Here is a 24,564-nt window from a genome sequence, read left to right as displayed (position 1 = left end):
TTGTGGTGGTTGGGGCGTGTGCGCCTGGATCAGGGCCTGTTTTCCCCTCCTTCAGCGCCCCAGCGCACGGCGCCAGAGCCAGAAGGAGGCGGCGATGTCGCTACCGGCAATGAGGAGCATCAGCACCGGATTGACCTTGCCGGCCGTTTCCATGCCCCACATGCCGAAACCGACAAAGGCAGCCAGCGCGACAATGTTCACAACCATGATCAGGACGAGGCAGGTCTTGGCGCGCTGGGTCATGGTGGTGGCCTAGATCGCGGGCTGTATGGGGCCGTCAGCGCGGCCATGGACGAACTGATCGACATAGTCGTTGCCGGAGTCGTAGATCTGGCTGGCCGGGCCGCGCCAGATGATCTCGCCCTCGAACAGCATGGCAATCTCGTTGGCGACCTTGCGGGCAGACGCCATGTCATGCGTGATGGTAACGGTGGCCGCGCCCAGCGCATTCACCTGTTCGAGAATGAGGTCATTGATGGCATCGGCTGTGATCGGGTCGAGGCCGGTGGTCGGCTCATCGAAGAAGATAAGATCGGGCTCGGTGATGATGGCCCGGGCAAGCGCCACGCGCTTCTGCATGCCGCCCGACAGCTCTGCCGGGTAGAGATCCGCGACGGAGGCGCCGAGGCGGACCTTTTTCAGCGTCTCTATGGCGCGTTCCTTGGCGCGAGAGCGGTTCATCTTCTGGGCATTGAGCAGGCGGAAGGCCACGTTCTGCCAGACGGTGAGGCTGTCAAACAGGGCACCCGATTGGAACAGCATGCCGATCCGGGCGCGCATGGCTTCGCGGGTTTTGCCCTGGTCATGCGTGACGTCCACGCCATCGAACAGGATCTGTCCGGCAGTCGGTGTCATCAGGCCGAGGGCGCATTTCAGCATCACGGATTTGCCCGAGCCCGACCCGCCCAGGATCACCAGCGATGAGCCGCGTTCGACATCGAGGTTCACGTCGCGCAGCACGCGATTGCTGCCGAAATGTTTCTCGACGTTCTTGAGCTGGAGAATGGGGCTTGTCGTCTCTGTCATGCTCAGATCCCGATATTCACGAACAGGGTCGACATCATGTAGTTGGCCGCCAGAACGAGCACGGCAGCGCCGACCATGGAGAGCGTGGCCGCGCGGCCCACCCCGGTCGCCCCGGCCTTGGACTTCGAGCCCTGATAGCAGCCCATGGTCGCGATCACGGCGCCGAAGACGACTGCCTTGATCAGGCCGACCACGATGTCCTCCATGGTCAGGAAGTCGACTGTATTGCGCAGATAGGTCGTCGAGTCGAAGTCGAGACCGAAAACGCTGACCAGCCAGCCGCCCATGATGCCGATAATATCGGACACAAAGACCAGGATCGGCAGGGTCAGGCAGGCGGCCAGGAAGCGGGGCGCATAGAGATAGCGGAATGGATTGGCTGACAGCGTCTTCAGCGCGTCGATCTGTTCGGTGACTTTCATCGCGCCGATTTCGGCGGCGATACCCGCGGAGACGCGGCCGGCCAGCATTAGGCCGGTAATGGTGGCGCCAAGCTCGCGGGTAATACCGAGCGCAACGATGTTGGGCACGAACTGTTCGGCCCCGAAGCGGTTGCCGCCCGTATAGACGTTGAGCGCCAGCGCCGCGCCGATGAAGACCGCCGACAGGCCGACGACGGGCAGGGAATAGAAACCGATCGCGATGACCTGCTTCCAGATCTGGGCAAAGTTCCAGGAGGGCGAAAAGGCGGCTGCCATGATGCGGACAGCGAAATTGGTGAGCTTTCCGACCTCGCTCAGCAATCCGATCGTGCTGCGGCCGATCCAGGCGATAGGGTTGGGGAAACCGCGGCGTTTACTCGTAGATGCGTGTGACACGATGGCCGAGCCCCGTTACCAGTTCATAGCCGACCGAGCCGGCTCGTTTCGCCTGATCCTCGAGCAGGATCTCCGGACCGATGAATTGGGCGAATGCGCCCGGTTTGGCAAGGCCCCCTGCTGCGGTGACGTCGATTGTCGTCAAATCCATCGAAACACGTCCGACGATTGGGCAGGGCGTTCCGCCGAGGCTCGCAACCCCGTGATTCGAGGCGCTGCGCAGGAAGCCGTCGCCATAGCCGAGGGCAACCGTGGCAAGCGTGCGGACGGTCTGAAATGTCCACTCTGCTCCATAGCCGACCGTCTCTCCGGGCTGCACGGTCTGGACCGTCAGGATCGGGGCTTCCAGCGTCATGCCGGGGCGAATCGCGGTGCCGGCGGGGGGTGTCGGACCGCCCCCATAAAGTCCGATACCGGGGCGGGTCACGTCGAAGCCGTACATTTGTCCGATAAAGCAGCCGCCGGTATTGGCGAGGCTCTTTCGGGCTGTGGTTAATGGCTCGGCGAGATCGCGGAAGCTGTAAAGCTGGCGGGTATTGAGGGGGTGGTCAGCTACGTCGCTGTCGACCAGGTGCGACATTATGTGCGCCGGCGGGTGCGTGCGTGACATGTCTATCATTTCGGGAACATTCTCGGCCCGGATGCCGAGCCGGTTCATGCCCGTATCGAGGTGCACCGCATAGGACGTCGTATCATCGTACGACAACCAGTCTCTCAGCGCTGGTAGCGAATTGATGACCGGAGTGAGGCGTGTCTCCCGTACAATTGTACGGTCATTGCCTGCCGCCCCATTGAAGACCAGAATGACTGCCTCCGGACCGACGCTTGCGCGAAGCTCCGCGCCTTCCTCGGCATAGGCGACGAAGAAGGTCCGGCAGCCCGCTTCGAAGAGGGCCTTGCCGACGGGGACCGCACCATGGCCATAGGCGTTCGCCTTGACGACGGCGCCTGTTTCGCTGTCGGGTGTCAGCGCGCCGATGGCCCGCCAGTTGGCGACGATATTATCGAGATGGATGCGCGCACGCGGATGAAGGCTCATGGCCTTCGCGTTTAATGGGCGTTGCGGGCGAGGCAAACCGGAAATGTGTCGTCGCGTCCTTCGGGCTACTCGAAGTCGCCGTCGGGCACGGCACGCTCGAGATTGCCGAAGCGGGTCGTGTTGGCATCGAAGGCGAGGACCACGCGGCCGATCGGGCCGTGACGCTGCTTGCCGATGATGACCTCCGCGGTGCCGTAGACCTCGTCCATGCGCTGGCGCCACTTGGCCCATTTTTCCCCGGCATTCGGATCGTCGGGGGTGGCCTGCGGCTCGGTCCGCTCAAGGTAGTAGGACTCGCGATAGACGAACATGACGACGTCGGCATCCTGCTCGATCGAGCCGGATTCCCGCAGGTCGGAGAGTTGCGGGCGCTTGTCGTCGCGCTGCTCGACCTGGCGCGAGAGCTGCGAGAGCGCGATGACCGGCACGTTCAGATCCTTGGCCAATGCCTTGAGCGACATGGTGATCTGCGTGATTTCCTGCACGCGGTTCTCATTGCTCTTGCCGCTCGACCCGGTGAGCAGCTGCAGGTAGTCGATCACGATCATGTCGAGGCCGACGGTACGCTTCAGGCGGCGAGCGCGGGCCGAAAGCTGGCTCACCGAGATGCCGCCCTGGTCGTCGATATAGAGCGGCAGGTTCTGAAGCTCTTCGGTCGCTTCGCGGATCTTCTCGAAATCGTGCTTGTCGAGATCGCCCTGACGGATGCGGTGGGCATTGATGCCGGTCCGCTCGGCGATGATACGCGTAGCGAGCTGTTCTGACGACATTTCCAGCGAGAAGAAGGCGACGACTGCGCCTTCCACGGTCTTCTTTGAGCCGTCTTCCTGTGTCTCGCGCCGGCAGGCATGCGCGGCGTTGAAGGCGATGTTCGTCGCCAGCGTCGTTTTCCCCATGGAGGGACGGCCGGCGAGGATAACGAGGTCGGATGGGTGGAAGCCGCCGAGCTTCTGGTCGAGGTCGTCAAGATAGGAGGCGATGCCGGCGATCTTGCCGTCGCGCTGATAGGCGGCTTCCGCCATCTGCAGCGACTCTTTCAGCGCCGAGGCGAAGGTATGGAAGCCGCGGCCCGAGGAGCCGCGGTCGGCCAGGTCAAACAGCGAACGCTCGGCCAGCTCCAGCTGGCGGTCGCCGCTTTCGTCCGGGCCGGGCGTGAAGGCCCGCGACTGCACGTTGGCGCCGATGTCGATAAGCTCGCGGCGCATCGCGAAGTCACGGATCATATGCGCATAGTCGGAGATTTCCGGCCCGAAGGCGGCGGAGTTCAGAAGCTCGGCCAGATAGGCCGCGCCGCCGATTTCCTGTAGCTTGTCAGCCTTCTCGAAATGCTCGCGCAGCGTGATGCCATCGGCCACACGGCCGGACTGGATCATGTTCGCGCAGACCTCGAAGATCTCCTGATGCGGGATGGAATAGAAGTCACCCGGACGCAGAATGTCGGCCACGCGCTGGAACGCATTATTGTCATAGAGAATCGCGCCGATGACGGCAGCCTCGGCCGACAGGTTGTGTGGAGCCTCGACAGTCGAGGGCGGGTTGGACATATCATTCATCGGACAATTTCCCAGCCTAGCATGATTCTGTCTTACCCAAGCCGCGGAAGATATTTCAGGCTTGACTTGCAGGAACCCCCCGGGAGTTTTCACTTCGTCCACAGATCAAACCTGGCTGTGGATTGCGGTCGCTGAAGGTGAGAGCTTTCAGGATCGGCCGGTGGCTTGTGAAAAGGCCTGCCGGTAGAGAAGCCAGAGGACAGGCGGAGAGAGAAGCTCAATCGCTGTCAGCACGATGAAGAAGCCGATGGGCGGGCCGACCAGTGCCCAGGAAATCAGTCTCGAAATTCCGGCTACAAAGAAGACGAGCAGGAGCCAGCCAAAAAGCTGGCCGCGGCGCTCCAGATCCAGGCCGCTCCAGATCATGGCGATGCCATAGCCAAGAAAGAGCGTGGCGTAGAAGCGGTCCTCGCTGTCCATGCTGGCATTGACGGGAATGCTGCCGGGAATGATCGAAGGGCCCATGACAATGTGCCCGATCGCGATCAGGGCGCAAACCGCCCCGAACAGGATTGCATAGCCCTTGAGGAAAGTCCGCATGCCATGCCCCTCCCACAAGGCCATGAGATGAAGGACTATCGCCGCAGAAGTTCCTGCCGGCAAGGCGACACATCGCGGTCAGGAGCCTTTCCCCCGCGGCACAAGAAAAGGCCGCGCTCTTTCGAACGCGGCCTTCCTGGAGCCTCGCAATGCGGCGAAGGGGAGCTTACTCCTCTTCGGCGCCCTCGCGGGTTTCTTCTTCGCGCTCGGCGCTGGCTTCGGCCAGTTCCGCGGCCTGCTCGGCAGATGCGCCTTGTTGCTCGGCCTGCAGGGTTTCGATGATGTTTTCGCCGGCGGCCTGGCGCTCGGCTTCTTCCATCGAACGCGCGACGTTCACGGTGATGTCGACCATGACCTCGGCGTGCAGGCGGATGCCCATCTCGTAGACGCCGATCGTCTTGATCGGACGGTCCAGCTTGATCTGGCCGCGCGTGATCTTGAAGCCCTTTTCGGCAAGGCCTTCGGAGATGTCACGGGTCGAGACCGAGCCGTAGAGATTGCCGGTGTCGGACGACTGGCGGATCAGGACGAGGTCGACACCCTCGAGCGAGTCGCCGGTCGTCTGTGCCTCGGCACGGGCGTCGGCGTTGCGCTTTTCAATGGCATCGCGTTCGGCCTGGAAGCGGGCGCGGTTGCGATCATTGGCGATCAGCGCCTTGCCGCGCGGCAGGAGGAAGTTACGGGCAAAGCCGTTCTTCACCTTCACTTCGTCACCGAGCTCGCCGAGATTTTCGACGCGTTCAAGAAGGATGATTTCCATGGTGGTGTCCTCCTATTTCACGGTGAAAGGCAGGAGCGAGAGCATGCGGGCGCGCTTGATGGCGCGGGCGAGCTTGCGCTGGTTCTTGACGTTCACTGCAGTGATCCGGCTGGGCACGATCTTGCCCTTCTCGGAAATGTAGCGCTGCAGCAGCTTCACATCCTTGTAGTCGATCTTCGGGGCGCCTTCGCCGGAGAACGGATCGACCTTGCGGCGGCGGTTGAAGGTGCGCCGGGCCGGGATGTTGGTGATGTTGATATCACCGGAGTTGTTTTCTGAAGACATCGCTTGCTCCCTTAGTCCTTACGGCCCTTGCGGCCCATCATTGCGGACGGCTCGTCGTCGAGCTCATCGACCTTGACGGTCATGTAGCGAATGACGTCGTCGGAGATCCGCTGGCGACGCTCAAGCTCGGCGATGGCCTCGGACGGCCCATCGATGTTGAGCAGGGAATAGTGACCCTTGCGCTGCTTGTTGATCGGGTAGGACAGGTTGCGAAGGCCCCAGTATTCGGTCTTGCCGACCGTGGCGCCGTTCTTCTTCAGGAAGTCGCCGAGTTCCTCGATCAGAGTCTCGACCTGTGCAGGCGAGATATCCGGCCGGGCAATCAGCACGTGTTCGTAATATGCCATTTGTTCGTTCCCTGGTGTTCAGACCGCGGCGCTGGAGCAAGCGGGAAACCGCTCCGGCGATGGCCCCTGGCTGGTACGGCTCATTCCGCACCGCAGGACCGCAGTCTTCGTGAAGAGCGCGCTTAAACCTCAACTGCGCGAAAGAATCAACCGCTCTTGCGCGCCTGCGCGCAGCCGGATAGGCCCTGCGCCAGCTAAAAAAACTGATTCCGAAATGCAAAAGGGCAGGATGCCATGACCAAGTTCGCGTTCATCTTTCCGGGGCAGGGAAGCCAGTTCATCGGCATGGGCAAGGAATTGGCGGACGCCTATCCCGAAGCAAAAGCCGTTTTCGAGGAAGTCGACGAGGCGCTTGGCCAGAAGCTGTCGGAGCTGATGTGGTCGGGCGATGAGGATACGCTGAAGCTGACCTCCAATACCCAGCCGGCCCTGATGACGGTGAGCGTGGCGGCCATGCGCGCGCTGGAAGCAAAAGGCGTCGCGCCGGCCAAGGCCGCCTTCGTGGCCGGCCACTCGCTGGGCGAATATTCCGCGCTGGCTGCCGCCGGCTCGATTTCGCTGGCCGATGCTGCGCGCATCCTGCGCATCCGGGGCAATGCCATGCAGGCGGCTGTGCCGGCCGGCCAGGGCGCAATGGCCGCGCTTTTGGGGGCTGACCCGGAGCAGGCGCAGTCGCTGTGCGCCATCGGAGCCTCCGAGGGCGGGGTCTGCGAGATCGCCAATGACAATGCGCCGGGCCAGATCGTGATTTCCGGCTCGCGCGAAGCTGTGGAGCTTGCCGCCTCGAAGGTTGGCGAGGTTGGTGTGAAGAAGGCGATGATGCTGCCGGTCAGCGCGCCGTTCCACTGCTCGCTGATGCAGCCGGCGGCCGACGAGATGATGAAGGCGCTTGGCGGCATCGAGATCAAGGCGCCGACTGTGCCGCTGGTGGCCAATGTCACCGCCCACATCACGACCGACCCGGTTTCCATCCGTCAGCAGCTGGTCGAGCAGGTCACCGGCCAGGTGCGCTGGCGTGAAAGCGTCGAATACATGGCCGCTCAGGGCGTCGAGCTTTTCGTCGAGGCAGGTGCCGGAAAAGTGCTCAGTGTGATGAACCGGCGCACCGTGAAAGCCGTCGAGGGACTGACATTGGGCCTGCCTGATGACGTCGAATCGGTTGCAGAACGCCTCGGCTAAGGCGACAACGGGGCAGAAAGAAAAAGTCTCCGGGAGAAGGACGGGAATTCATGTTTGATCTGACAGGCCGCACAGCGCTGGTCACCGGGGCCTCCGGCGGCATTGGAAGCGCGATTGCGAAAGCCCTTTCGGAAGCCGGCGCCAAGGTGGCCCTTTCGGGCACGCGGGAAAGCGTCCTGAACGAAGTCAAAGGCAACCTGCCGGGTCAAGGCGCCGTTGTGACGGCGAACCTGTCGGACACAGACTCCGTCGACAGCCTGGTCTCGCGCGCAGAAGACGCCATCGGCAGCCCGCTCGACATTGTCGTCGCCAATGCCGGCATAACCCGCGACAAGCTGCTGATGCAGATGAAGCCGGATGACTGGGACGATGTCCTGAACGTCAATCTCGGTTCCTATTACCGGCTCACCAAGTCGGTCGTGCGGGGCATGATGAAGCGGCGCCATGGCCGCATCATCGGCATCACGTCCATTGTCGGCGTGACCGGCAATCCCGGCCAGGCGAACTATTGCGCCTCCAAGGCCGGCATGATCGGCTTCACCAAATCGCTAGCCCAGGAAGTCGCAAGCCGGGGCATCACGGCCAATTGCGTGGCGCCCGGCTTTATCGAATCGCCCATGACGGATGTGCTTCCCGAGGCGCAGAAAGAGGCGCTGCTAGGCCAGATTCCGGCAGGAAAACTCGGTCAGGGGAGCGACATTGCCTCCGCTTGTGTGTACCTTGCATCGGACGAGGCAGCCTATGTCACGGGGCAGACGCTGCATGTGAATGGCGGTATGGCAATGATTTGATGGCACTTTGCCGAACAGTCACAGCCCTTGGCGTTGCATTAATCTTCGTGCTAACGGGCATTCCAAGACCGGATCGGTCTTTCCATCAGACATTATGAGAGAGGTTTCCATGTCTGACGTTTTCGAGCGTGTTAAAAAGATCGTTGTCGAGAATCTCGATGTTGAAGAAGACAAGGTAACGGAATCGGCGAGCTTCATCGACGATCTCGGTGCTGACTCGCTGGACCTGGTTGAGCTGGTCATGGCCTTCGAGGAAGAGTTCAACATCGAAATCCCCGACGACGTGCAGGAAAATATCCGCACCGTTGGTGACGCCGTCACCCACATCAAGGCCCACGTCTCCTAAAGAGGTAAGCTGATGCGCCGCGTTGTCATAACCGGGATCGGCATGGTCTCCCCGCTCGCCAATGGCTGCGAGCCGACATGGGAACGGCTGCTTGCCGGGCAGTCCGGAGCCGGACCGATTGATCTGTTCGACACCAAGGATGTGCCCTGCAAGATCGCCTGCCAGGTTCCGTGGAATGACGGGCGGGGCGGCGGCAGTGCCGAGGATCCGTATGCCTTCGATCCGGATACGGCGGCCAGTGCCAAGGAACGCCGGCGGATCGATGAGTTCATCCTCTATGCTCTGGCGGCGTCTGATGAGGCTGTGGCTGACTCCGGCTGGAAGCCGGAAACCGATGAGGACCGTGAACGCACCGGTGTGCTGATCGGCTCCGGCATTGGTGGCCTTCAGTCCATCTACGAGACATCCATCACCCTTTATGAAAAAGGGGCGCGGAAAGTCAGCCCCTTCTTCATCCCTTCGGCCCTGATCAACCTTGCCTCCGGCCAGGTCTCGATCCGCCATGGGTTCAAGGGCCCCAACCATTCCGTCGTGACCGCATGCGCCACCGGCGCGCACGCCATTGGCGACTCGGCCCGGCTGATCCAGTATGGCGATGCCGACATGATGCTGGCCGGCGGCTCTGAAGCTGTGATCTGCGAGATCGGCATTGCCGGTTTCTGTTCAGCCAAGGCGATGTCGACAGGCTTCAACGACACTCCGGAAAAGGCGTCGCGTCCTTATGACAAGGATCGGGACGGCTTCGTCATGGGCGAAGGCGCGGCCATCCTCATGCTCGAGGAGTATGAGCACGCCAAGGCTCGCGGCGCGAAGATCTATGCCGAGGTTGCCGGCTATGGCCTGACGGGCGATGCCTATCACATCACCGCCCCGGCCGAAGGCTCCGAAGGCGGCTACCGGGCCATGAAGATGGCGCTTGGCCATTCCGGTCTCGACGTCACCGATATCGACTACGTCAACACCCACGGCACCTCGACGCCGAAAGGCGACGAAGGCGAGATCGGCGCGGTGGAACGCCTGTTCGGCGACCATGCGAAGAATTTGTCGCTGTCGTCCACCAAGTCGGCCGTTGGCCACCTGCTGGGCGCTGCCGGTGCGATCGAAGGCGCCTTCTGTGCGCTGGCGATCCGCGACCAGGTGATGCCGCCGACGCTCAATCTCGACAATCCGAGCGTCGAGACCCCGATCGACCTCATCCCGCACAAGTCCAAGAAAGGACAGGTGCGTGCCGCGATGTCGAACAGCTTCGGTTTTGGCGGGACGAATGCCTGTCTGATCCTTAAACAGGTCGACTAGTTCCGTTGCCGGCGACACTGGGGCAAAGTGGGGCGAGTCAGATCGAGTCGGACCCATGCGTTTCCTGAAGGCCATCTTCGTTCTTGGTTTCATCGTTGCCGTGCTTGGTGCGGCTGCGGTGGGCGCTGGCTGGCTGTGGCTGCGCAGCGAAGTCGCCAAGCCCGGGCCGATGGCGCAGGAAGCCGTCTTCGAGGTGAAGTCCGGTGAGCATCTGGGCAGCGTGGCCCGGCGACTGGAAGAGGAAGGGCTGATCCGTAATGCCCGCGCGCTAAGGGCCCATGCCCGGCTGGAAGGCGAGGAAGCCGCGATCAAGGTCGGTGAATATGCCATTCCGCCGCGCGCCAGCGTTGCCGAGATCCTCGACAAGCTCGTTTCCGGCGACGTCATCGAATATCGCATCACCGTCCCCGAGGGCCTGACGACGGCGCAGATCCTGCGTATTGTCGCCGCCGACGCCGAGCTTGAGGGCGATATGCCCGAGCGCGAGATCGCCGAGGGCACGCTCCTGCCGGACACCTATCTCTTCTCCAGCGGCACGAGCCGCAGCGACATCATCGAGCGGATGGAGCGCGAACAGGACGAACTGCTCGACAGGATCTGGGAGCAGCGCAAGGACGGCTTGCCGGTCGACACGCCGGAAGAGGCCGTGATTCTGGCGTCCATCGTCGAGAAGGAAACCGGCATTGCCGGTGAGCGTGATCTCGTCGCAGGCCTCTTCACGGAGCGCCTCAAGCGTGGCATGCGGCTCGAAAGTGACCCGACCGTGATCTATGGTGTGTCCAGGGGCGAGCCGCTTTACCGCAAGATCAACGGCAAACAGGTGCGCCGCACCCTCTACCGCTCGGAGCTCGACAAGGTGACAGACTGGAATACCTACCAGATCGACGGCCTGCCCAGGACGCCGATCTGCAATCCCGGCCGGGAGGCGATCAAGGCCGTGCTCAATCCGCCGGAGACCGACTATGTTTTCTTCGTCGCCGACGGGAAGGGCGGGCATCTCTTTGCCGAGACGCTGGCCGAGCATAACCGCAACGTTGCCGCCTATCGCAAATATGAGCGCGAAGAGATTGCGCGGGAGCGCAGCAATTGACCGCGAAGGTCTCGTCCATGACGGGCTTTGCCCGCGTCGCCGGGGAAGCCGACTGGGGTAGCTGGGCCTGGGAAGCCAAAAGCGTCAATGGCCGCTCGCTCGATCTGCGCGTGAATGTGCCGTCGGGTTTCGAGGCGCTGGACCAGCACATGAAGCAGGCGGCCAAGAAATACTTTGCGCGGGGCAACCTGCAGCTCAATCTGCGCATCGAGCTGGGCAGCGGCTCCGAGACCCTCAGCGTCAATGAGGATGCGCTGCAGTCTCTCGTGCGCGCCTATGAGGCGGTGTCGACGCGGCCCGTGTCCGAAGGCGACACGCTCGCCACGCTGATGACCGTCAAGGGTGTGGTCGAGACAGGCAGTCAGTCGACCCGAGATATTGCCGCCGACAAGGACACTGTCGCCATGCTGAAGGCGGCCGGGGATGCGCTTCTGGTGCAGCTGGCGGAGGCGCGTAACGCCGAAGGCGACGCGCTGGCGGGCCTGCTGAAGGCCCATCTCGATGACATGGCTGCGGCGGTTACACGCGCGACAGCGTTGGCTGGCGACCAGCCGGGGCTGATCAAGGCGCGGCTGGAAAAACAGCTCTCCGAGATCGAGGCTGACCGCAGTGTCGATGCCGACCGGCTGGCCGCCGAGGTGGCGCTGTCGGCGGCCAAGGCGGATGTCCGCGAGGAACTCGACCGGCTGACCGCCCATATCGCGTCGGGCCGCGACCTGCTGGCGCAAGGTGGCACGATCGGGCGCAAGCTCGATTTCCTCGCCCAGGAATTCAATCGCGAGGCCAATACCCTCTGCTCCAAATCGGCCAGCCTCGATTTGACGAATGAGGGACTCGCGCTCAAAGGGCTGGTAGATCAGGTCAAGGAGCAGGCCGCCAATGTCGAATAGCGGACACCCCAAGGACCAGGGCGATCGCCGTGGGCTGATGCTTGTCATTTCCTCGCCGTCGGGAGCGGGCAAGACGACGCTTGCGCGCAAGCTGATGGAAGAGTTCGACGATATTGCCCTGTCGATCTCGGTGACGACGCGTCCGCCACGGCCCGGTGAGACCGACGGCGTCGATTATCACTTCAAGACCGAGGATGAGTTTCGCGGCATGATCCGGCGGCGCGAATTCCTCGAATGGGCGCGCGTCTTCGATCATCTCTACGGCACCCCGCGGGCCGACACGGTGGCCATGCTGGAAGCCGGCAAGGATGTCCTGTTCGATGTCGACTGGCAGGGCGCCGATGCGCTGCATGACCAGATGCCGCGCGATGTGGTGTCTGTCTTTGTCCTGCCGCCGAGCATCGAATCGCTCAAGTCGCGCCTCGCGGCCCGGCCTGGATCGACCGACGAGATCGTCGAACGCCGTATGCGCGACGCCAAGGCGGAAATGCGCCACTGGCGGCGCTATGACTATGCCATCGTCAATGATGATCTTGACGTCGCCTATCAGCGCCTCAAACGCATCCTGCTGGTCGAGCGGCTGAAGCGCCTGCGCCAGCTCAGCCTGGAAGATCATGTCCGGGAATTGATGGGTGAAGCGTGATCAGGCTTCAGCGAAGGCTGTCGCCAATTTCCTGAATTCATCCTGCGTCAGCGTCTCAGCCCGTGCCGTCGGATCGATGCCGCAGCTTTCCAGCCAGGCGATGGCGTCGAGGCCCTTCGTCTTCGCCAGCGGCTTGAGGGCGGCGCGCAGCATCTTGCGGCGTTGGCCGAAGGCCGCGGCCGCGACTTTCTCCAGCGTGGCAAGATCGTCGAAGCGCTGTTCCGGCTGCAGGGGCACCAGCACGGCCACGGCGCTGTCGACCTTTGGCGGCGGTTTGAAGGCGCCGGGCGGAAGGGTGAAGGCGATGTGCGGATTGGTGACGGCATGAGCGAGCACCGCAAGGCGGCCATAATGCGGGCTGCCCGGCCCGGCGGCGAGGCGCTCGGCGACTTCCTTCTGGAACATCAGGGCCATCTCGCCACGCCAGTCGCCGGCCTTCAGCCAGTCGACGGCGAGGGGGGTGCCGACATTATAGGGCAGGTTGGCGATGATCATGGCCGGCGTAGTGCCGCCAGCCGTCGCGATCAGCTCCGGCCAGTTCACCTTGCGGGCATCGCCCTGGTGCACGGTCAGCCGTCCGGTTGCGGCTTCGGGCCAGTCTTCCAGCGCGGAGGCAAAGCGGGGATCGGCCTCCACGGCGATGAGCTTGTCGACGCCTTCGCGCAGCAGCGCGCGCGTCAGGCCGCCGGGGCCGGGGCCGACCTCAATGACGGTGCGCCCCTCCACTGGCCCGGCAGCAAGCGCTGTGCGGCGCAGGATGTCGGGATCGTGCAGGAAGTGCTGGCCGAGGGCCTTGCGGGCACGGCCTTTCGTCAGCTCGGGATCGGCGCCGTTCTCAGCCATGGGATTGCCGGTTGGCGGCCATGCCGGCCGCAAGCTTGATCGCGCTGACAAGACTGTCGGGCCGTGCCTTCTGCTCGCGGGCCGCGTCATAGGCGGTGCCATGGTCGGGGCTGGTGCGGATGATGGGCAGGCCGAGTGTCGTGTTCACTCCACCCCAGAAGTCCAGCACCTTCACAGGGATGAGCCCCTGATCGTGTGTCATGGCGATGACCGCATCGAAACGCCCGTCCAGCATTTCGGTAAAGACCGTGTCGCCGGGCCGGGCGTCGGAGATGTCCAGCCCGTCCGCGCGCAGCTTGGCCGCCAGCGGATTGATGATGTCGCGCTCTTCCGACCCGATTGTGCCGCTCTCGCCGGCATGCGGGTTCACGCCGGTAAAGGCGAGCCGGGGTGTGTCGATGCCGAAGTCCCGCTTGAGGGCGGCTTCGGTCGTGCGCGCCGTCTGCGCCAGATGATCGGGGGTCAGATAGCGCGGCACCTTCATCAGCGGGACGTGGATGGTCGCCAGAGAGACGCGCAAGCCGCCACCGACCAGCATCATCACCGGTGGAGAGGGTGTGCCGGTCGCCTCCTCGCAGAGGTCTGCCAGGAATTCGGTATGGCCGGGATGCGCAAAGCCGGCAGAATAAAGCACCGCTTTCGAGATCGGATTGGTGACGACGCCGGCCGCTTCTCCGGCCAGGGTATGGCGGACCGCCTGTTCGATGCTTTCGAGGATCGCGGCCGCCGCGCCGGCATCGGGTGTGCCGGTCTCGATATCGGGCAGGCGGGCTTTCACGGGAAGCACCGGCAGCGCGCTTGAGAAGACACCGGCGGCCTTTTCAGGTGACGAGATTGTCTCGACCGGGCCATCGAACAGGGACGGATCGGCAATGACATAGAAGGGCGTGTCCTGCGTGTCGCGCAGGGCAGCCCAGGCTGCCTCGGTGATCTGTGGCCCGCAGCCGGCGGGATCCCCCATTGTCAGGGCGAGGGGGCGCATGGTGTTGATCAGCTTCCCCGCTGGATGATGGTGGCCTCACGGCGCAGGTCGCGCAGCTCGCGGCGCGAGATCATGGCGAGCTCGCGGCCATAAAGCTGGTCCTCGACTTCCTCGCGCGACGGCAGGTTGCTGCCATCGTCGCTGCGATTGCAGAGATACATAACGCCGATCGAGCCGGACATGGCGAAGATATCCGTGGCCTGGCCGACCTCGGTGTTGTTGATCATGGTCTGGGCTTCCGGACCGAGATCGCTGAGCCGTACATCGTCGAGATTGGTCGCGGTCAGGTTCGGGTCGTTTTCGGCCAGTTCCACAGCGCCTTCGCAGCCATCGGCTGCGGCGTTCGCGGCGATCAGGTCATCTTCCGAGCCATTTTCGACGGCCAGCCGGACAAGGTCGACGACCTCGACGGTTTCAGCCGGGTCCTGCTTGCCACGGAAGGCGATGATATAGATGCCGTCCTCGACAACGATCGGATCGGTCAGGCCCGGCTCATCCATATTCCGCACGGCCTCGGCCACAGCCGGGTCCACATCGTCCAGGCTGACAAGCCCCATTTCACCGCCTGCTGCCGATGTCGGCGCGGAGGAGAAGCGTTGGGCGGCGACGCTGAAAGGCGCGCCGGCATTCAGCTGGTCGATGATCGTCTGGGCCCCATCCAGCGCCTGCTGTTTTTCCTGCTCATTGGCGGTGTAGAGGAAGATCTCGCTGAGATTGTAGCGGGTTTCCTGAGCGGCGGCGGTGAGCTGGGCGAGGCGCTCGTCGATCTGGTTTTCCGAGATCCGGATCCGCGACCCGTAAAGGCCGCCCATGATGCGGCGCCAGGCGATCTCGGCGCGCATCTGGGCTTCGAGACTTTGCGGATCGACGCCGGACTGGCGCAGCACGCCCATCAGACCGTCCCGGTCGAGACCGGACTGGCGCGCCATGTCGCTGACGGCGTTGGCGACGTCTTCCTCCGTCACCTCGACCTCGTATTCGGCGGCTTCCTGCAGCTGCAGCTTCTCATCGATGAGTTCGTCGAGGGCCTGCGAGGTGATCTGCTGGATCTGCTGCTGGTTCGGTTGTTCGACGCCGAGCGTCAGGAGCAGCAGGCTCGCGCGCTCACGCACGTCGCTATAGGAAATCGGCTGGTCGTTAACGATAGCGAGAATGCCTTCAATGGTCTGGGCATTCTCGCCAGGCGTCACGCTCGGCGACGGGCTTTGGGTCTGCGCCTGAGCCAGTGCGGGCAGGGCAGGGGCTGACGCGGCGAATGCGAAAGCGGCCAGAGCAAATCTCATCATACGAACCTCCGCTTGCCGTTTTGGCACGACAAGTCGCTGAAATTGTGGCGAACCATAGCGTGACGGGAACGCGACGCAACGTCTTGAATCCAGTCGGGCGCCTGTGTGTCCGTGGTTTAATCCTCAGGCCTAATCGAAGGTGTCGGTGCCCAGATTGCCCAAGGAGGCGAGGGTAAAGCGGAAGAGGATGGAATCCGATGGCCCGAGCGTCCGGTCGACCTGTTCGGACCGCTGGAAAATCAGTTCGAAGCGCGAACAGTCGTCGGTGTAGCCGACCCCGATCTCGTGGCGAATATCACGCTTGCCTTCCATGTCGCGCCGCAGGCCATAGATCAGGAAGTAGTTGTCGGTCACCTTCACTTCCGAGTTCAGCAGGATGCCTTCCTGGCGGGCATTGGACTGCGAAACGGCGGCGTCGATCTGGTAGTACTGCGCGCTGGCACGCACCCGGTTGAAATTGAGGTCGATGCTGGTGTCGATCCGGCTCAATTCCATGCTGTCCTCGTCGAGGCGAACCTTGGTCTTGAGTTTCAAAGGCCCGCCGAAATCGACGCCGAAGGCCCCGATCCAGTCGCTGGAGGTGCCATTCAGATTACTAGCCTTGTCGAAATTCGGGTCGCTGCGGCTGCGCCAGCGCCGGCCGGCGAGGGCGGAAATCTGAACGCCGGATTTCCAGCGCGCCACGGTGGAGATGCCGGCGGCGACCTTGTTGTCGCCTTCATAGAGGTCGTAGCCGACCTGGGCGTTCGCTTCGAACAGGGAAGAGACGTCAAGCTCGTAGAAGAGGCCGTCCTCGACCGGAATGTCGTCCTGATTCGGGCTGTTGGTGCCGATCGCACCCATCACGATCGGTTCGACGAGCAGGTCGACCGACTTGCCGGGCCGGTAGAGCGGATAGGACAGTTTCACGCCGCCGGTCGCGAAGGCGCGGTCGACGGAGTTGCCCTGACCTGTCGAAGGGTAGTCATCGAGTTCGTAGTGGTCGTACCGGGTCTCGGCGAAAGGCTCGGCCAGGAAGCCGCCGGGCAGGACCTTCTGAACCGACCAGTCGGCCCCGAAGGAGGCGCGTTGACTGTCGGTGCCCGTGGCCCTGTCCAGGAAAGCCGTTGAGGCATTGGCCCGGGCGAAACCATAGCCGCCGAGATCAAAGCTGCGTTCGGCAAAGCCGATCGGCAGCACGTCGGCGATATTGTCTTCCCGCGTGTCGTCGAAGCGCAGGCTGTCGAACGTCAGGACGGAAGCATCGGCGTACCAGTTGTTCGCCTGGCCTTGCGTGTAGACCTGCGACAGCAGGAAGCGCGGCTGGTTGGTATAGAGCCCGCGCTGTTCGTTTTCGCCGTCAATGTCATAGCGCTTGGTGTAGAGGTCATCGGTCGCCTTCTCCACGCCGAAGCCCCATTGCCATTGCTTGTTGATGGCGAACCGGCCCTGACCGAACAGGTGGCCGCGCCATTCCTTGTCGCCGAACTTTTCGCCGTCGCTGTCAAAGTCCCGCTCATTGGTGAAACTCATATTGAAGTTCACCTGCCCGGAATAGAACCGCTTGCGGTAATCGAGTTCGAGCAGCGGATTGACCTTGGAATTGACGCGCGGCGAGATGGTCAGGTCCTGATAGGGCGAGATCGCCCAGTAGTAGGGCTGTTGATAGATCACACCGGTCTTGGATGAGCTGCCGACCATCGGGACCATGAAGCCGGAGCGCCGCTCGGCGTCCGGGTCCGGGTGGGCGAACCAGGGGAGATAAAGGACGGGAATTCCCGCAACCTCGAAGACCGCATCGCGATAGGTATACATCCCCTCATCATCATCGAAGACGGCCTTGCGCGCTCGGATTGACCAGGTCGGCGTGGTTTCGCCTTCGCAGATCTGACATGAGGTGTAGACGACGCGGTCGAGCCGGCTGCGCGTCTCGCTCTCGCGCTGCACCAGATTGGCCGATGCCGTCGACCCATCCGCCATTCGCATCGAGAAGTCCGAGGCATAGCCGGTCGCGAGATCCGCATTGGTCTCCATCTCGTCGGCGAAGCGCTGCGTGCCGTCCGGGTCGACGATGACGACATTGCCTTCGGCGCGTACCTTTCCTGTGGCGCGGTTATAGGTCAGCTTGTCAGCCGTCATCACGCGGCCTTCATGCTCGGCTTTCACATTGCCTTCGGCGATGACGAGGTTGTCGTCCTGAAGGACGTTCACATTGTCGGCCGTCAGGGTGACCTGCGAGGCTTGCTTGTCGCTGGTGCCGGTGCCGGAATCCTGCGCAAGGGCGGGCTGGCAGAGCGCGCCGAGGACCAGAGCGGCAAAAGCACTTTTCCAGACGGCCATGCGCCCTCCCATTCCATTTACTCTAGAGGTTCCGCATAAGCGGCACGGCTTAGCCCGTCCAGACATTGCGGCTGTTCCTTGCAGGGAATTCACTGCACCTGTGGTCTTCGGGTCAGGCGCGCGAGGCAAGCCCGCCTGCATGGGTCAGCGCGGTTCCCTCGATCTCGAGCTCCATCAGGATGGCCGCGCACTGACGCGCCGTACACTGACTGGTGCGGGCGATTTCCGCGATTGGCATGGGCGTGGGCGAAAGCGCTTCGAAGATGCGGGCCGCCAGGCCTTCCGGCACCGGCTGGCCGGTTTCTGATGGCTCCAGCGGCAGGGTTGGCTGCAGGCGTACCCCCTCCGGGCCGAGCTGGTAGGAGACGGCTTCCGCAATATCGCCAGCATGGCGCACAAGGAGAGCACCGTTTCGGATGAGCCGATTCGTTCCGGCCGAGCGCGGGTCGAGGGGGGAACCGGGCACGGCCATGACTTCGCGGCCCTGCTCGCCGGCCATGCGCGCGGAGATCAGCGAGCCGGAGCGTTCGGCGGCCTCGATGACGACGGTGCCGATGGCCAGCCCCGTGATGATCCGGTTGCGGCGGGGGAAGTCCTTGGCCGTGGCCCTGTGGCCAAGCCGGCGTTCCGAGACGATCAGGCCCTGCTCACGGATGGCCTCATACAGGTCGCGGTGTTGTGGCGGGTAGATCTGATCCACCCCGCCGGCAAGCACGGCGATGGTGCCGGTCTCGAGGCTGGCGGCATGTGCTTCGCCATCGATGCCGCGGGCGAGGCCGGAGACGGTGACAAAGCCGCTTTCGCCCAGACCGCGTGCGATGTCTCGGGTCAGCCGGCGCCCGGCAGCAGAGGCATCGCGTACTCCGACAAGGGCGATGGCCGGCCGGGTAAAAAGCGCCTGCTGGCCGGTGACCGACAGGACGGGTGGCGGAGGCGAAAGCTCGCCCAGCGCGAGGGGATAGTCAGGATCCGCCGCGACCAGGATCTCGGCACCGAATTGGCGCGTGGCGTCCAGCTCGCGCGCGGCGGCCTCCCGGTCTGCGTCGATGGAGGGCATGGCCTTTATGGCTTCGCCTGGCGTTCCGAACCTCGCCAGGAGCTGGAAGAAGCTGACCGGGCCGATGCGCGGCGCGCGGGCAAGCGCGATCCAGTTAGTCCGCGCGGCATCGTCTGCTGGCGCGATCATCCCGCGTCCGGTGTTTTCTTCTTGCCGAATTTCGGCTCGGTCCCTTTCAGGAGACGGGCGAGATTGGCCCGGTGCGTCCAGAAGACGAGCAGGCTGAGTGCGGCAAGGGTGATCGTGGCGAAGACCGTTTCGCCAAGCAGGAAGGCGCCAATGGGAACCAGAGCAGCCGCTGCGAGCGCGGCCAGCGAGGAAATGCGGGTCAATGCGAACAGGCCGAGCCAGACAGGCGCGCCGATCAGGAGCCCTTTCGGTGAGGCGAAGACCAGGAGCCCCGCATAGGTCGCCACGCCCTTGCCGCCCTTGAAGCCGAGCCAGACAGGATAGCAATGGCCGAGAAAGGCGACGGCCCCGGCAATGAGGCCGACATTGCGGTTGCCAAAAACCAGCCAGAAGATGAGCACGGCCAGCCCGGCCTTGAAGCTGTCGAGCAGCAGGGTGAGAAGGGCGAGATCCTTGCGCCCGGTGCGAAGGACATTCGTCGCGCCGATATTGCCCGAGCCGATCTGGCGAATGTCGCCCAGTCCGGCGGCGCGCGTGATGATCAGGCCGAACGGGATCGACCCCATGAGATAGCCGCCAAGCGCGGCAATGGCGAATGGTAGATAGGTCATCGGCTCAGCCCCCGGCCTTTTCTCCCCGGACATTGTTGCGACTCTTGTCCATTCGATTGGCAGGGCGGTCAAGCAGGCGGGGCACAGGTCGGCGTGCAATTTCTGGTGCAAGAATGCGGTTCGGGCAAAGGTCTGTACAAATGAACGACGTATTGTGCCCGCAGCTGATGGTCGGACGGCATACCCGAGATCATTGCAGATCAGTCGATCTTGTTCGCGTGTCACGCGAAATAGACAGATCGCCATACTCATTAATCAAGGGTTGTTCTTTGCCCGGTGAGGCTCCGGCAGGTTTCGCCGGACAGCGGCGTTCGTATGATCATACGAGGTGGAAGTGGAGCCGGGCTGAAGGCCTGTCTCTGCCTTCGGCGAGTCGCCTGTCAGAAGCATATGATTGCAGCCCAGGCGATTTCGTATCATTGTACGGGCATGGATGTTGAGGGGCCACACGGGCAGGGGACGGCGCGCGAAAATGTGCTTCGCGCGGCCATTGATCTCATCGCTCGCCATGGCGCCGACCGGCTGACCCACCGGATGGCCGCCGAGGCGGCAGGAGTGTCACCAGGCACCGTGACCTATCATTTCGAGACCCGCGAAGACCTCATCCGTCAGGCGTTCGGTCTGTATATCGAGGACTATGAAATCGGCCTCGAGGGCGCGCTTGACGCGCGCCCACTCACCTCGCTTGAGGACGTTACGCGTTTCCTGGCGACGCTCACGACGCTGTCACCGGACGCTGCCGAACTGGCCCGGATCGAATATGAGATGATCACCCATGCCCAGCGCGATGACGGCCTTCGGGATGACGTGGCCGGTTGGGCGGGCCTTTTACCAGCCCGGATTTCCGCAGTGCTTGAAGGTCAGGGTATTGGCGATGCCCGCGCGGCCGCTGAGCTGTTGATCGCGATCTGCCGGGGCACCGAGATCGATGTGCTGACGCGCGGCGTCGAGGTCTCGCCAGAAGCCTTTCAGGCCCGTCTGCTGAGTGTGCTCGAAAGCCCGCTCTAGCGCGCGAAGACGTTCTTGCCGCCGACAAAGGTCTGCATGACCTGTCCGACCATGCGCCGCCCGTCAAAGGGCGAGTTCACCGAGCGCGAGCGCAGGTGCTCGCGTTCACAGAGCCATGGCTTTTCCGGATCGAACAGGATGAGGTCGGCTGGCGCGCCTTCGGCCAGCCGGCCCTGCGGCAGGCCAATGATATCGGCCGGGCTTGTGGTCACGGGCCTGAGGGCATCCAGCATGGAAAGCCGCTCATCCTGCACCAGAACCAGCAGCGCCGAGAGCACCGTCTCAAGACCGGCGGCCCCGAAGCTCGCTTCGGCGAAGGGTAGGCGCTTCTCCTCGGGCGGTTGCGGGTCATGGGCCGAGACGACGGCATCGATATCGCCATGCGCCAGCGCTTCGATCAGGGCCTGGCGGTCTTCCTCGGCGCGGAAGGGCGGATTGACCTTGCAGTAGGTCAGATAGTCCCCGACATCGAGATCATTGAAGAAGAGGTGATGGGCGGCGACGCTGGCATACGCTTTCACGCCGCGCGTGCGGGCTGCCTTGATCATCTCCATGCTTCGTGCCGTCGAGATCTGGTCGATGATCAGCGGGCACTTCGTGGCTTCCGCGATCAGCAGGTCCCGGGCGAGGCCGATCCATTCAGCTTCTCTGGGCAGGCCGGACAGGCCCATCCGGGCCGCAAGCGCGCCGGCATTCATGACGCCGTTCTTGCCCAGCGAATGCTCGTCTGCCCGGCTGGCGACGAGCGCACCACAGCTGGCGGCATAACCCATGGTCCGGCGCAGGACGGAGGGGTCTGCAACAGGCAGGTCGCCATTTGTGAAGAAGACCGCGCCCGAATCCGACATCAGGCCGATCTCGGCCATGGCCTCGCCCTTCAGCCCCTTGGTCAGGGCCCCGGCAGGGTAGATACGCACATCCGAGGTTTCCCGCCCGCGATTGGCGATGAACTGGACCAGCGCCACATCGTCGATGACCGGATTGGTGTCAGGCATGACGACCATGCTGGTCACACCGCCCGAAACGGCTGCGCGCGAGGCTGTGGCCAGCGTTTCCTTCTGCTCGGCGCCCGGTTCGCCGATCTTGACCCGGAGGTCGATCAGGCCCGGCGCGAGGCAGAGGCCGTCAGCGTCGATGGTCTCGTCGGCCTTGCCGGAGACCTTGCCGATTTCAGCGATGACGCCGTCTTCGACCAGAAGAGCGCCTTCCTCGTCCCAGCCATTGGCCGGGCAGAGCAGGCGGGCATTGCGGATCAGGGTTTTCATGTGCGCCTCCCCGAAAGGAGTTTGAGGACAGCTTCGCGGACCGCGACCCCCATCTCGACCTGTTCGGTGATGACGGACTGGTCGCCATCGGCAATGGCGCTCTCGATCTCGACGCCGCGATTCATCGGGCCGGGGTGCATGATGGTGGCGTCACTGGCGGCGCGTTTCAGCCGTTCGGCGGTGAGCCCGAAGCTGCGGAAATATTCGCGCTGGCTCGGCAGGTAGGCACCATTCATGCGTTCGAGCTGCAGTCGCAGCATCATCACCACGTCGGCGCCGTCGATGGCCGTGTCGAAATCATTGAGGGCACGGGCTGCGCCCCAGGTGTCGGTGCCTTTCGGCATCAACGTGGCCGGCCCGCAAAGGGTGACCTCCGCGCCCAGCATGTGCAGCGCCATGGTGGTCGAGCGGGCGACGCGCGAATGCAGGATGTCACCGCAGATCGTGACCTTGAGGCCTTCGATGCGGCCCTTGGCGCGGCGAATGGTGAGGGTGTCGAGCAGGCCTTGGGTCGGGTGCTGGTGTGTCCCGTCGCCGGCATTGATCACGGCGCAGTCGACCTTGCGGGACAAGAGCTTCACCCCGCCTGAGGCCGAATGCCGGATGACAATGGCATCCGGCGCCATGGCGTTGAGCGTCATCGCCGTATCGATCAGCGTCTCGCCCTTCTTCACCGAGGACTGGGCGACCGGCATGGTCACGACATCGGCGCCGAGGCGTTTCGCGGCGATTTCGAAGCTGGACATGGTCCGCGTCGAATTTTCGAAGAAGAGGTTGATGACGGTGTTGTTCTTCAGGTGCGGCTCGGGCCGCTCCTTGCGCCGTGTGGCTTCCGCGAACTCTTCGGCAAGATCAAGAATATGCTCGATGTCGAGACGGGAAAGGTCTTCAATGCTCAACAGGTGAGTGTGCTTGAATTCGTAGCTGTAGCCCGGAATGGCCATGCCTTACCTTTCGATTTTCGGCGGTTTATGCGCGATTCCGGATCGGGGCAAGAGGGCGAAATGTCAGAACAGGCCTGCCGCCGTGCAGGCAAACCAGATCACCGGCATGGTAATCAGTGAGAGGACGGTCTGCAGCGCGATGAGATTGGCCGACAGAGGCGCGTCGCCGCCGAGCTGGCGCGCGAGGATGTAGGAGGTGGTCGCCGTCGAGGTCGAGGCGCTGATAACGGCGACAGCGAAAGGCGTCCCTGTGAGCCCGATGGCGAGAGCCGCGGCGATGGCGAGCGCCGGCATGCCGAGCAGGCGCACCAGCGACCAGGTGAGCGCTTTCAGGCCGGCCCGGCCCAGCGCGGAGATGTCCATGCCGGCCCCGGCACAGAGCAGGCCGAGCGCGATGGTACCGCGCCCGATAAGGTCGAGCGTGCTGTCGATCAGCGGCGGAATGTCAATGCCAAGCGCGGCAAGCCCACCTCCGATGGCGCAGGCAATGAGCAAAGGATTGCGGATCAGTTCGGCGGCCGGGTGACGGCGCACCACGGTTTCACGCTCGGCATGGGCGGTCAGGGCGGCGACGCTCAAAATGTTGGCTGTCGGGATCATGGCGGCCGCGGCGATCGAGACGAGCGCGAGGCCCTCATCGCCGAAGAGCGCACTGCCGAGCGACAGGCCGACAAAGGTGTTCCAGCGCACGTTCGACTGGATGATCGACCCCACTTCCGGGCGCCGGATGCCGGGCCAGGCGCGTGCCAGGAGCCCGACCAGGCCGAGCAGGCATTGCGCGGCGATCAGGACGACGACGAGTTTCCAGGGGGCTGTCTCGAACGGGGCCCGGGCAAGCGCCCGGATGATGAGGGCCGGCAGGAGCAGGACATAAGTGAGCCGTTCCACGGCGCGCCAGCCATCGTCGGGCAGCACCTTGCGCCAGCCGAGAAACCGGCCGAGCGTCACAAGCAGCATGATGGGGACGAGCGCAGATAGGAAGGCGCTCATGAGGTGTTGGCCAGACGGTCGATGGCGGTCTGCAGGATGATAGCGGCGGCCGAGGCGTCAATGAGTTCGGCGCGGCGGGCTCGCGAAAGATCGCCGGCAATCATGGCGCGCTCGGCTTCGGCGCTTGAGAGGCGTTCGTCCTGGAAGGCAATGGGAAGATCGCGCCGGGCGATAATGTTACGGGCGAGCGCGCGGGCCGACTGGGCGCGCGGGCCTTCGCTGCCGTCCATGTTGAGTGGCAGGCCGATGACAAGGCCGACGGTTGCGCGCTCGTCGATGAGGGCAAACAGCCGGTCGAGCGAGGGGCCAAGCTTGCGGCCTTTCCTGATCGTCTCGACCGGTGAGGCGATCAGCCGGGCGGCGTCACAGGCGGCAATCCCCAGCGTTTTTGTGCCGGGGTCAATACCGATCAGCGGCCCGAAAGCGGGCAGGGCGGAGAGGTCTGTGACGGGCATGTGTGGCTGACTCTGGGCTCATCTCTTGAATTTGCCCTGCCTAGCGCGTATCGCAGCCACTTGTCGATTGGA

27 protein-coding genes are annotated in these 24,564 nt (G+C 63.5%); 8 read left to right on the top strand and 19 right to left on the bottom strand.

The window, feature by feature from the left end; translation table 11 throughout:
* Positions 1 to 51 precede the first annotated feature (51 nt).
* From B8784_RS06685 to rpsF, 9 genes are all read right to left on the bottom strand, one after another.
* A complete protein-coding gene (locus B8784_RS06685; RefSeq protein ID WP_084396823.1) occupies positions 52 to 243 on the bottom strand; it encodes a hypothetical protein in 192 nt (63 codons plus the stop codon).
* Between the two features lie 9 nt (positions 244 to 252).
* Positions 253 to 1,026, bottom strand: a complete 774-nt coding sequence (locus B8784_RS06680; protein ID WP_084396822.1) for an ABC transporter ATP-binding protein — start codon at positions 1,024 to 1,026, stop codon at positions 253 to 255.
* 2 nt (positions 1,027 to 1,028) lie between these two features.
* Entirely contained in the window at positions 1,029 to 1,844 is an 816-nt protein-coding gene (locus B8784_RS06675) for an MlaE family ABC transporter permease (protein ID WP_084396821.1), read from the bottom strand.
* Entirely contained in the window at positions 1,822 to 2,883 is a 1,062-nt protein-coding gene (gene alr, locus B8784_RS06670) for an alanine racemase (RefSeq protein ID WP_084396820.1), read from the bottom strand. Before alr ends, B8784_RS06675 begins: the two co-directional genes overlap by 23 nt.
* 65 nt (positions 2,884 to 2,948) lie before the next feature.
* Positions 2,949 to 4,436: a replicative DNA helicase gene (locus B8784_RS06665; protein WP_084396819.1), complete on the bottom strand. Its 1,488-nt coding sequence runs from the start codon at positions 4,434 to 4,436 to the stop codon at positions 2,949 to 2,951.
* 147 nt (positions 4,437 to 4,583) lie between these two features.
* The gene (locus B8784_RS06660) at positions 4,584 to 4,976 is read right to left on the bottom strand and encodes a DUF4345 domain-containing protein (protein WP_158085612.1); all 393 of its coding nucleotides are present in this window, start codon (positions 4,974 to 4,976) and stop codon (positions 4,584 to 4,586) included.
* A gap of 166 nt (positions 4,977 to 5,142) precedes the next feature.
* Positions 5,143 to 5,736 (bottom strand): 50S ribosomal protein L9, encoded by a 594-nt coding sequence (gene rplI, locus B8784_RS06655; RefSeq protein ID WP_084396817.1) that lies wholly within the window; start codon positions 5,734 to 5,736, stop codon positions 5,143 to 5,145.
* A gap of 12 nt (positions 5,737 to 5,748) precedes the next feature.
* Positions 5,749 to 6,021: a 30S ribosomal protein S18 gene (gene rpsR / locus B8784_RS06650; RefSeq protein ID WP_084396816.1), complete on the bottom strand. Its 273-nt coding sequence runs from the start codon at positions 6,019 to 6,021 to the stop codon at positions 5,749 to 5,751.
* 11 nt (positions 6,022 to 6,032) lie between these two features.
* Complete coding sequence (gene rpsF / locus B8784_RS06645; RefSeq protein ID WP_084396815.1) at positions 6,033 to 6,368, bottom strand: 30S ribosomal protein S6; 336 nt, start codon at positions 6,366 to 6,368, stop codon at positions 6,033 to 6,035.
* Between the two features lie 234 nt (positions 6,369 to 6,602).
* Here rpsF and fabD point away from each other — a divergent pair, with 234 nt between their 5' ends.
* From fabD to gmk, 7 genes are all read left to right on the top strand, one after another.
* Positions 6,603 to 7,547, top strand: coding sequence for an ACP S-malonyltransferase (gene fabD, locus B8784_RS06640; protein ID WP_084396814.1), 945 nt, complete (start codon positions 6,603 to 6,605; stop codon positions 7,545 to 7,547).
* A gap of 50 nt (positions 7,548 to 7,597) precedes the next feature.
* On the top strand, positions 7,598 to 8,338 hold the full coding sequence (gene fabG, locus B8784_RS06635; RefSeq protein ID WP_084396813.1) for a 3-oxoacyl-[acyl-carrier-protein] reductase: 741 nt from the start codon (positions 7,598 to 7,600) through the stop codon (positions 8,336 to 8,338).
* A gap of 109 nt (positions 8,339 to 8,447) precedes the next feature.
* Complete coding sequence (locus B8784_RS06630) at positions 8,448 to 8,684, top strand: acyl carrier protein (protein ID WP_084396812.1); 237 nt, start codon at positions 8,448 to 8,450, stop codon at positions 8,682 to 8,684.
* Positions 8,685 to 8,696: 12 nt separating this feature from the next.
* Complete coding sequence (gene fabF / locus B8784_RS06625) at positions 8,697 to 9,980, top strand: beta-ketoacyl-ACP synthase II (protein WP_084396811.1); 1,284 nt, start codon at positions 8,697 to 8,699, stop codon at positions 9,978 to 9,980.
* A 55-nt stretch (positions 9,981 to 10,035) separates the two neighbouring features.
* Positions 10,036 to 11,070, top strand: a complete 1,035-nt coding sequence (gene mltG, locus B8784_RS06620) for an endolytic transglycosylase MltG (protein ID WP_084396810.1) — start codon at positions 10,036 to 10,038, stop codon at positions 11,068 to 11,070.
* Positions 11,067 to 11,960 carry a YicC/YloC family endoribonuclease gene (locus B8784_RS06615; protein WP_084396809.1) on the top strand — a complete coding sequence of 298 codons (894 nt, stop codon included), beginning with the start codon at positions 11,067 to 11,069 and terminating at the stop codon, positions 11,958 to 11,960. The genes mltG and B8784_RS06615 overlap by 4 nt, the downstream gene beginning before the upstream one ends.
* The gene (gmk, locus tag B8784_RS06610; RefSeq protein WP_084396808.1) at positions 11,950 to 12,603 is read left to right on the top strand and encodes a guanylate kinase; all 654 of its coding nucleotides are present in this window, start codon (positions 11,950 to 11,952) and stop codon (positions 12,601 to 12,603) included. The genes B8784_RS06615 and gmk overlap by 11 nt, the downstream gene beginning before the upstream one ends.
* Here gmk and rsmA read toward each other — a convergent pair whose 3' ends face one another.
* The 6 genes from rsmA to plsY all read right to left on the bottom strand — a co-directional run bounded on the left by rsmA (position 12,604) and on the right by plsY (position 19,830).
* Positions 12,604 to 13,446, bottom strand: a complete 843-nt coding sequence (rsmA, locus tag B8784_RS06605; RefSeq protein WP_084396807.1) for a 16S rRNA (adenine(1518)-N(6)/adenine(1519)-N(6))-dimethyltransferase RsmA — start codon at positions 13,444 to 13,446, stop codon at positions 12,604 to 12,606.
* Positions 13,439 to 14,428, bottom strand: a complete 990-nt coding sequence (gene pdxA / locus B8784_RS06600; protein WP_084396806.1) for a 4-hydroxythreonine-4-phosphate dehydrogenase PdxA — start codon at positions 14,426 to 14,428, stop codon at positions 13,439 to 13,441. Before pdxA ends, rsmA begins: the two co-directional genes overlap by 8 nt.
* Before the next feature lie 8 nt (positions 14,429 to 14,436).
* The gene (locus B8784_RS06595; RefSeq protein WP_143435338.1) at positions 14,437 to 15,714 is read right to left on the bottom strand and encodes a peptidylprolyl isomerase; all 1,278 of its coding nucleotides are present in this window, start codon (positions 15,712 to 15,714) and stop codon (positions 14,437 to 14,439) included.
* Positions 15,715 to 15,843: 129 nt separating this feature from the next.
* Positions 15,844 to 18,033, bottom strand: a complete 2,190-nt coding sequence (locus B8784_RS06590) for an LPS-assembly protein LptD (RefSeq protein ID WP_158085611.1) — start codon at positions 18,031 to 18,033, stop codon at positions 15,844 to 15,846.
* Positions 18,034 to 18,145: 112 nt separating this feature from the next.
* Positions 18,146 to 19,219 carry a DNA-processing protein DprA gene (dprA, locus tag B8784_RS06585; RefSeq protein WP_084396804.1) on the bottom strand — a complete coding sequence of 358 codons (1,074 nt, stop codon included), beginning with the start codon at positions 19,217 to 19,219 and terminating at the stop codon, positions 18,146 to 18,148.
* Positions 19,216 to 19,830, bottom strand: coding sequence for a glycerol-3-phosphate 1-O-acyltransferase PlsY (gene plsY / locus B8784_RS06580; protein ID WP_084396889.1), 615 nt, complete (start codon positions 19,828 to 19,830; stop codon positions 19,216 to 19,218). The genes dprA and plsY overlap by 4 nt, the downstream gene beginning before the upstream one ends.
* Positions 19,831 to 20,220: 390 nt before the next feature.
* On the opposite strand from plsY, the gene B8784_RS06575 reads away from it, so the two are divergent.
* Positions 20,221 to 20,838, top strand: coding sequence for a TetR/AcrR family transcriptional regulator (locus B8784_RS06575; RefSeq protein WP_158085610.1), 618 nt, complete (start codon positions 20,221 to 20,223; stop codon positions 20,836 to 20,838).
* On the opposite strand, the gene B8784_RS06570 is transcribed toward B8784_RS06575, so the two are convergent.
* The 4 genes from B8784_RS06570 to ruvX form a co-directional block, all read right to left on the bottom strand.
* Entirely contained in the window at positions 20,835 to 22,103 is a 1,269-nt protein-coding gene (locus B8784_RS06570) for a dihydroorotase (protein WP_084396802.1), read from the bottom strand. The genes B8784_RS06575 and B8784_RS06570 overlap by 4 nt on opposite strands.
* Positions 22,100 to 23,047, bottom strand: coding sequence for an aspartate carbamoyltransferase catalytic subunit (locus tag B8784_RS06565; RefSeq protein WP_084396801.1), 948 nt, complete (start codon positions 23,045 to 23,047; stop codon positions 22,100 to 22,102). Before B8784_RS06565 ends, B8784_RS06570 begins: the two co-directional genes overlap by 4 nt.
* A 63-nt stretch (positions 23,048 to 23,110) precedes the next feature.
* Positions 23,111 to 24,037, bottom strand: coding sequence for an AEC family transporter (locus B8784_RS06560; RefSeq protein WP_084396800.1), 927 nt, complete (start codon positions 24,035 to 24,037; stop codon positions 23,111 to 23,113).
* Positions 24,034 to 24,492, bottom strand: coding sequence for a Holliday junction resolvase RuvX (gene ruvX, locus B8784_RS06555; protein ID WP_084396799.1), 459 nt, complete (start codon positions 24,490 to 24,492; stop codon positions 24,034 to 24,036). Before ruvX ends, B8784_RS06560 begins: the two co-directional genes overlap by 4 nt.
* Positions 24,493 to 24,564 lie beyond the last annotated feature (72 nt).

It is taken from the genome of Henriciella aquimarina, from assembly GCF_002088975.1.
GTDB lineage: Bacteria > Pseudomonadota > Alphaproteobacteria > Caulobacterales > Hyphomonadaceae > Henriciella > Henriciella aquimarina.
Note: the sequence above shows the minus strand (reverse complement) of the source record. Positions and strands in the feature narration are given on the sequence as shown.